Origin of the sequence: Kineosporia rhizophila (assembly GCF_021277265.1) — a bacterium.
Taxonomy (GTDB): Bacteria; Actinomycetota; Actinomycetes; order Actinomycetales; family Kineosporiaceae; genus Kineosporia; species Kineosporia rhizophila.
In genome coordinates this window covers 112,258-119,373 of sequence record NZ_JAJSOH010000022.1, presented here as the reverse complement: position 1 = coordinate 119,373, position 7,116 = coordinate 112,258, and the positions used below count along the sequence as shown (strand labels likewise).

The 7,116-nt window shown below is 71.2% G+C and carries 7 protein-coding genes; 4 read left to right on the top strand and 3 right to left on the bottom strand.

Annotation, left to right across the window (positions count from 1 at the left end; all coding sequences use genetic code 11):
- The first annotated feature begins 189 nt into the window (after positions 1-189).
- Positions 190-1,506 carry a UDP-N-acetylglucosamine 1-carboxyvinyltransferase gene (gene murA, locus LWF15_RS26220; RefSeq protein ID WP_232813599.1) on the top strand — a complete coding sequence of 439 codons (1,317 nt, stop codon included), beginning with the start codon at positions 190-192 and terminating at the stop codon, positions 1,504-1,506.
- Positions 1,507-1,665: 159 nt separating this feature from the next.
- On the opposite strand, the gene LWF15_RS26215 is transcribed toward murA, so the two are convergent.
- Both LWF15_RS26215 and cofC read right to left on the bottom strand, forming a co-directional pair.
- The gene (locus tag LWF15_RS26215) at positions 1,666-1,887 is read right to left on the bottom strand and encodes a hypothetical protein (protein WP_232813598.1); all 222 of its coding nucleotides are present in this window, start codon (positions 1,885-1,887) and stop codon (positions 1,666-1,668) included.
- 77 nt (positions 1,888-1,964) lie between these two features.
- Positions 1,965-2,633 carry a 2-phospho-L-lactate guanylyltransferase gene (cofC, locus tag LWF15_RS26210; RefSeq protein WP_232813597.1) on the bottom strand — a complete coding sequence of 223 codons (669 nt, stop codon included), beginning with the start codon at positions 2,631-2,633 and terminating at the stop codon, positions 1,965-1,967.
- A 168-nt stretch (positions 2,634-2,801) separates the two neighbouring features.
- Between cofC and LWF15_RS26205 the strand changes: the two genes are divergently transcribed.
- Entirely contained in the window at positions 2,802-3,566 is a 765-nt protein-coding gene (locus tag LWF15_RS26205; protein ID WP_232813596.1) for a lysophospholipid acyltransferase family protein, read from the top strand.
- On the top strand, positions 3,563-4,564 hold the full coding sequence (locus tag LWF15_RS26200; protein ID WP_232813595.1) for an NAD(P)H-dependent glycerol-3-phosphate dehydrogenase: 1,002 nt from the start codon (positions 3,563-3,565) through the stop codon (positions 4,562-4,564). The genes LWF15_RS26205 and LWF15_RS26200 overlap by 4 nt, the downstream gene beginning before the upstream one ends.
- 83 nt (positions 4,565-4,647) lie before the next feature.
- On the opposite strand, the gene LWF15_RS26195 is transcribed toward LWF15_RS26200, so the two are convergent.
- Positions 4,648-5,811: a trans-sulfuration enzyme family protein gene (locus LWF15_RS26195; RefSeq protein ID WP_232813594.1), complete on the bottom strand. Its 1,164-nt coding sequence runs from the start codon at positions 5,809-5,811 to the stop codon at positions 4,648-4,650.
- 88 nt (positions 5,812-5,899) lie between these two features.
- Between LWF15_RS26195 and LWF15_RS26190 the strand changes: the two genes are divergently transcribed.
- The gene (locus LWF15_RS26190; RefSeq protein WP_232813593.1) at positions 5,900-7,051 is read left to right on the top strand and encodes a D-alanine--D-alanine ligase family protein; all 1,152 of its coding nucleotides are present in this window, start codon (positions 5,900-5,902) and stop codon (positions 7,049-7,051) included.
- Positions 7,052-7,116 lie beyond the last annotated feature (65 nt).

Genomic DNA, 7,116 nt, shown 5'->3' with positions numbered 1-7,116 from the left:
CCCCCCCCCCCCCCCCGGGGGGGGACTCCGGACGGGGGGGGCCCCCCGCCACGGGGCTGTTTTGGGGGCCGACGGCACTGCCGCGCCACTGCCCCTTCAGGAAGCCGTGAGCAGCGCCGACAACTGACAGGTGAGCTTTTGTACGGCCCGGAATTGGTACCTGGCCCGACGTGGGCCACGATGTCTTCCATGAACGACGTACTCACCGTGCACGGCGGCACCCCGCTGGTCGGCAGCATCCAGGTCCGGGGTGCCAAGAACCTGGTTTCCAAGGCCATGGTGGCCGCGCTCCTCGGTGACGAACCGAGCGTGCTGCGTAACGTCCCGCAGATCCGCGACGTCGGTGTCGTGAGCGGTCTGCTCGAACTCCACGGCGTTCAGGTCGAGGAGATTCCCGGCCCCGAGGGCGAGCTCCGGCTGGACCCGAGCAATGTCATTCAGGCGCACGTCGCCGACATCGACGCCCATGCCGGTTCCAGCCGTATCCCCATTCTTTTCTGCGGCCCTCTGCTTCACCGGCTGGGCGAGGCATTCATTCCCGATCTCGGTGGGTGCCGGATCGGTGACCGTCCGATCAATTACCACATGGATGTGCTCCGGCAATTCGGTGCGGTGGTCGAGAAGGAGCCGAACGGAATCGCCATCCGGGCGCCCCAGCGGCTCAAGGGCACCAAACTCAACCTGCAGTACCCGAGTGTCGGCGCCACCGAGCAGGTGCTGCTGACCAGCGTGCTGGCCGAGGGCGTCACCGAGCTCACCAACGCGGCCATCGAGCCCGAGATCATGGACCTGATCGCGGTGCTGCAGAAGATGGGCGCCATCATCAGTGTCGACACCGACCGGGCGATCCGGATCGAAGGCGTCGACCGGCTCGGTGGTTTCACCCACCGTGCGATGCCCGACCGGATCGAGGCCGCCAGCTGGGCCAGCGCCGCGCTGGCGACCAAGGGCGACATCACCGTGCTGGGCGCCCGCCAGCAGGAGATGATGACGTTCCTCAACGTCTTCCGGAAGGTCGGCGGGGTCCTCGACATCGGCGACGACGGCATCCGGTTCAGCCACCCGGGCGGTGAGCTGAACTCGCTGGTGCTGGAGACCGACGTGCACCCGGGGTTCGCCACCGACTGGCAGCAGCCGCTGGTCGTGGCGCTCACCCAGGCCAGTGGCCTGTCCATCGTGCACGAGACGGTGTACGAGAACCGGCTGGGCTTCACCCACGCGCTGCGTGAGATGGGCGCCCAGATCCAGCTCTACCGGGAGTGCCTGGGTGGCCGGCCGTGCCGGTTCGGCCAGCGTAACTTCCAGCACTCCGCGGTCATCTCGGGCCCGGCCAAGCTGCACGGCGCCGACATCACGGTGCCCGACCTGCGGGGCGGTTTCAGCCACCTGATCGCCGCCCTGGCCGCCGAGGGCACCTCCCGGGTGCGCGGGATCGGCCTGATCGACCGTGGTTACGAGCACTTCCAGCAGAAGCTGCAGATGCTCGGCGCCAACTACGAGCGCTGAGCAGCCACTGCGACAGTTCCCCGGAAGCCGGTGGGTTTCCGGGGAACTTTCTTTTGTCAGTGCTTGAGGACTGGGGGCACCAGTGCGCGTCGCTCGCCTCGGGAATTGCTTACGGACGTTTGTGGGCGCGCACGGTTGTACGTCCAGTTGTGCGGGTGGTCAGTCCGGGGGAGCAGGCCGTCCGGCGGCCCCGATGGTTCCCAACGTCAGCCGCACTATTTCGGCTCCCTGGCGCTCGGCCGTCAGACGCTGGCCCGGGCGGAGGTGCCGCAGCCCGCTGTGCTCCAGCGCGCCCGGGCCGAACGGCAGCACCTCGCCGGAATCGGTGAGCACGGAGCCGGAACCGGTCTCGGCGTCGAAGCGGTACACGGTGGCCTGCACCCGGACAGCCTAGGGCCTGTCCGCAGCACAGGACCTGGACAATCGCCCACTGGACCCGGGGCCGGACACGTGCGGTCTCAGGCCCCCGGAAGCGCCTGGCCGGCAAGGAAGGCCAGGGTGCGCCGGCCCAGGCCGAAGGACTGGGCGACCTCGAGATCGGCCTGGGTGTCCACGTCCCGGCGCAGCGCGGGCAGGTCCAGATCCAGCCTCAGAGCACCCGACTCGGCGTGCCTGCGGGCCGACTCGGGGCCGAAGGCGGGCTGCATCCGCGCCGGGTCCAGGGCTGCCAGCAGCACCGTGCCCACGCCGTCCGCGTCCGGCACGAAGACCATCGACGGTGCAGTCGGACGGCCCTGCCGCGGCGTCGTGAGGGCCTTTCCGGCGTGCTGCAGGGCCAGATCCAGGTCTGCCGCCCGTAACGCCGGCAGATCTCCCAGCAGCACGGCACACGGGCCCTCAAGGCCGCGCAGCCCGTCCTCGATCGCCCCGGTCAGCCCTGAGCCGGGCCGGGACTCACCGCGCACCAGCGCTCCGGCCGAGCCGGCGGCCTGGGCCAGCCGGGGGTCGGGGGTGACCACGACCACCTCGGCCACCGCGGGCGTGGCCAGCACCGCGTCCAGGCAGTCGAGGGCGATCGCGACGGCCAGACCGGCCGGGGCGGCCAGCCGGGACTTGGCGTTCGGCCCGCCCTTGAGGGGCAGCACCATCCGCCAGCGGGTGCCGGGATCTGCGGCTTCATCAATCATGGGTTCGGGGACCGATCGACAGTGCGGTGGACAGGACGGTGGAACGGATCTGGGGGAGCGGTGGACGGAACACCGGCCCGCAGGCGGCAAGATGGTGCGGTGCGTCGTGATCGGACGGCGGGCAGAGGCTGACGGGCTGACGGGCCGGACTCGGAAGGTGGAACGCTGGTGCGCAGGCGGAGGATGGGCCCGTGGTACCGGCTGGCCGTGATCGTGCTGAAACCGGTGCTGGTGCTCAGCACCAGGAGGAACTGGCGGGGCGCGCAGAATCTTCCGGCCACCGGTGGGGTGGTCACGGTGTCCAACCACATCTCCTACTTCGACCCGTTCACGTTCGCGCACTTCGTCTACGAGGGCGGCCGCCTGCCCCGCTTCCTGGCCAAGGAGAGCCTGTTCCGGTTGCCGCTGCTGGGCCGGATCGTGCGGGGGGCCGGGCAGATCCCGGTCCACCGCGAGACCCGCGACGCCGGCGCAGCCTACTCGGCGGCCGTCGCGGCCGTCCGGGCCGGGGAACTGGTGGCGATCTTCCCCGAGGGCACACTGACCCGGGACCCGGGTCAGTGGCCCATGCGCGGCAAGACCGGGGCGGTCCGGGTGGCCCTGGAGACCGGGGCGCCGCTGGTGCCGATCGCCCAGTGGGGCGCCCAGGAGATCTTGCCGCCCTACTCCAAGCGGCTGCATCTCTTTCCCCGTCACACCAGTTCGGTCGTCGCCGGCCCACCGGTCGACCTGAGTGCCTACCGCGACCGCCCGATCACCGTGCCGCTGCTGGTCGAGGCCACGGACCACGTGATGGACGTGCTCACCGGCCTGCTCGAGGAGATCCGCGGCGAGCAGGCCCCGGCCGAGCGGCACGATCCCCGCACCACCGGGAAACCCCGTATCGGGAACCCGAACCCGTCAGAGTCGAAGTGGAAGAGGTCAGGTCGATGAGTCGCGTCGCGGTGATGGGCACCGGATCCTGGGGAACGACGTTCGCCATGGTGCTCGCGGATTCGGGCGCCAAGGTGACGATGTGGGGCCGGCGGCCGGAGGTCTGCGCCCAGATCGCCGGTCAGCACCGCAACCCCGACTACCTGCCGGGCCTCGACCTGCCGGAGACGATCGGCGCCGACCCCGATCCGGCGGTCGCCCTGGACGGCGCCGACGTCGTGGTCCTGGCCGTGCCGGCCCAGACCCTGCGTGGGAACCTGGCCGCCTGGAAGCCGCTGATCGGCCCCTCGGCAGTCACCGTGAGCCTGATGAAAGGCGTTGAGAACGGCACCCTGCGGCGGATGAGCGAGGTGATCGGCGAGGTCCTCGAGATCGGGCCGGAGCGCAACACCGTGGTCTCCGGGCCCAACCTGGCCTCCGAGATCGCCGCCCGCCAGCCCACCGCCACCGTCGTGGCCTGCACCGACCACGACACCGCGGAAATGGTTGCGGCGGCCTGCTCGGCGCCGTACTTCCGGCCCTACACCAACCACGACGTGATCGGCGTGGAACTGTCCGGTGCGGTGAAGAACGTGATCGCCCTGGCGGTGGGCATGGTCGAGGGGATGGGCCTGGGCGACAACTCGAAGGCCTCGATCATCACCCGGGGCCTGGCCGAGATCACCCGGCTGGGGGTGGCTCTCGGGGCCGAGCCGGCCACCTTCGCCGGGCTCGCCGGGATGGGTGACCTGGTGGCCACCTGCGCATCGCCGTTGTCCCGCAACCGTTCCTTCGGGGTGCACCTGGGGCAGGGGATGAGCGTGGACGAGGTGGTCGCGATCACCGACCGCACCGCCGAGGGGGTCAAGAGTGCCGGGGCGATCCTCGGCCTGGCCCGGGCGCACGGCGTGGACATGCCGATCGCCGAAGCGGTGACCGGCGTGGTGAAGGGTGAGGTGCCGTTGTCGGAACTGGCTCAGAGCCTGCTCTCACGCCGTCGCAAGTCCGAGTTCGCCTGAGTCTCCTGGCACTGAGGGGCGGTGACCGCTGTGGCGGTCACCGCCGTCCTTAATTTGTGCCTGTAAGTACTTGAGGACGTTTGTCAGCTCGCCGATTCCAGGGCCTGCACCAGGTCGGCCCACAGGTCCTCGACGTCCTCGATCCCGGTGGAGAGCCGGATCAGGCTCTCCGGCACCAGGACCGACTCACCGCCGTGCCGGCGCCGGCGCTCCAGGCTCGACTCCACCCCGCCGAGGCTGGTGGTGTGCACCCACAACCGGGTGGCGGCACACACCTTCTCGGCGGCGGTGGCGTCGCCCGCCAGCTCGAACGACAGCATCCCGCCGAAACCCCGCATCTGGCGCTGGGCCAGCTCGAACTGCGGGTGCGAGGGCAGCCCGGGGTAGCGCACCCGGGTGACCGCGGGGTGATCGCCCAGCCGACGGGCCAGCTCGGCCGCGCTCGCGCTGGACCGCTCGATCCGCAGGGCGAGCGTGCGCAGACCGCGCAGGGCCAGCCAGGCCTCCATCGGGCCGGGGATCGCCCCGTTGATCGTGCGGTGACCGTGCAGGCGCGCCAAAAGGCCCTGCGGATCGTCGCTCTGCGCAACCACCAGACCGAGCAGCACGTCCGAGTGCCCGCTCAGGTACTTCGTGGCCGAGTGCACCACCAGATCGGCACCCAGTGACAGGGGCTGCTGCAGAAGCGGCGTGGCGAAGGTGTTGTCGACCGCGGTGAGCACCCCTCGCCCGCGGGCCGCGGCGATCACCGTGGCCAGGTCGGCCACGTCCATCATCGGATTCGTCGGGCTCTCCAGCACCACCAGGTCACCGGCCCCCAGGCCGTCCAGGGCGGCCACCACGACACCGGTGTCGGCGATCGGCACGGCCCGCACCGACAGCCGCCCGGCCTCGGCGAGTTCCCGGGCCAGCTGCGAGGTTCCGGAGTAGGGGATGTCCGGGATCACCACGGTTCCGCCCAGCGGCACCAGATTCAGCACGGCCGAGACCACCGCCATGCCCGAGGCGAACGACAGGGCGGGACCGCCCTCGAGCGCCCCGACCGCGTCCTCCAGGGCCGTCCACGAGGGGTTCCCCCAGCGGCCGTAGCCCAGATCGCCGCTCTGCGGGACGAAGTCGGAGGCGGTGTAGGTGGAGGTGAACACCACGGGGACGTTCATCGGCTGGTTCGGGCTCGCGGGCGGGCGCCCCGCGGTGACCGCCACGGTGGCGGGAGCCAGTCCGTCCCGGGAAGTGTCGTCGTTCATGCGCACAGAGTAGGGCGCCCGGTGGGGCGGGGGATGCAGGGGTTCACCAGGACGGAGCCGGGCTGCGGGAGCGGTACTCTCCCCGGTCATGGAAGCTATCCAGCCCGTGGCTGCCACGGATGCCAGTGCGCCGTCCACCCGCCGCAAGCGGGTCGCGGTGCTCTTCGGCGGGCGCTCGAGCGAGCACGCGGTCAGCTGCGCCACCGCCTCCTCGGTGCTGCGCGCGATCGACCGCGACGCGTACGACGTGATCCCGATCGGCGTGACCCGCACCGGCCGCTGGGTTCTCGCCGCGGACGACCCGGAGCGCTGGGCGATCTCGGCCGGGGTGCTGCCCGAGGTCAAGGACGGCGACGGCCCGGGCGTGATCGCCCCGGTGCAGACCGGTGACCACGCCCTGCAGGTGCTCGAGCCCGGGCAGGTACCCCGCGAGCTCGGCCAGGTCGACGTCGTGTTCCCGCTGCTGCACGGCCCGTTCGGCGAGGACGGCACGCTCCAGGGGCTGCTGGAGCTCACCGACGTCCGCTACGTGGGGGCCGGCGTGCTGGCCTCGGCGGCCAGCATGGACAAGGCGGTGATGAAGGTCATGCTGAAGGGCGCCGGCCTTCCGGTGGGCGAGTACCTGGTGGTGCGCCCGGGGCAGTGGCAGCGGGACCCCGAGGCCGTGCGCGACGACGTGGAGGAGCTCGGCTGGCCGGTGTTCGTGAAGCCGGCCCGGGCCGGCTCGAGCGTCGGCATCACCAAGGTCGACGGCCCGGACGAGCTCGACGCCGCGATGGCCGAGGCGCTGCGGCACGACCGCAAGCTGGTGATCGAGGCCGCGGTGGTCGGCCGGGAGATCGAGTGCGCGGTGCTGCAGGCGGCCGACGGCAGCTGCGCCACCAGCCTGCCCGGCGAGATCGAGTTCGTCGGCGAGCACACGTTCTACGACTTCGAGGCCAAGTACCTCGACGACGCCACCAAGCTGTCCTGCCCGGCCGACCTGCCGGACGAGGTGATCGCCCGGGTGCGGGAGCTGTCGGTGCGCACCTTCGAGGCGATGAACTGCGAGGGCCTGGCCCGGGTGGACTTCTTCGTCCAGGCCGACGGCAGCGTGGTGGTCAACGAGATCAACACCATGCCGGGCTTCACCAGCTCCTCGATGTACCCGCGGATGTGGGCGGCCACCGGGCTGGCCTACCCCGAGCTGATCGACCGGCTGATCCAGACGGCGCTGGGACGGCCCACCGGGCTGCGCTGAGCGTTCTCCGCCGGACAGCGCACAGCGGCCGGTGCTCCCTGCGGGGAGCACCGGCCGCTGTGCAG

What these genes read in the sequence shown, in the direction of transcription:
- murA (WP_232813599.1), top strand. Translation starts at nt 190, where the DNA reads ATGAACGACGTACTCACCGTGCACGGCGGCACCCCGCTGGTCGGCAGC.
- LWF15_RS26200 (WP_232813595.1), top strand. Translation starts at nt 3,563, where the DNA reads ATGAGTCGCGTCGCGGTGATGGGCACCGGATCCTGGGGAACGACGTTC.
- LWF15_RS26195 (WP_232813594.1), bottom strand. Translation starts at nt 5,811, where the DNA reads ATGAACGACGACACTTCCCGGGACGGACTGGCTCCCGCCACCGTGGCG.
- cofC (WP_232813597.1), bottom strand. Translation starts at nt 2,633, where the DNA reads ATGATTGATGAAGCCGCAGATCCCGGCACCCGCTGGCGGATGGTGCTG.
- LWF15_RS26190 (WP_232813593.1), top strand. Translation starts at nt 5,900, where the DNA reads ATGGAAGCTATCCAGCCCGTGGCTGCCACGGATGCCAGTGCGCCGTCC.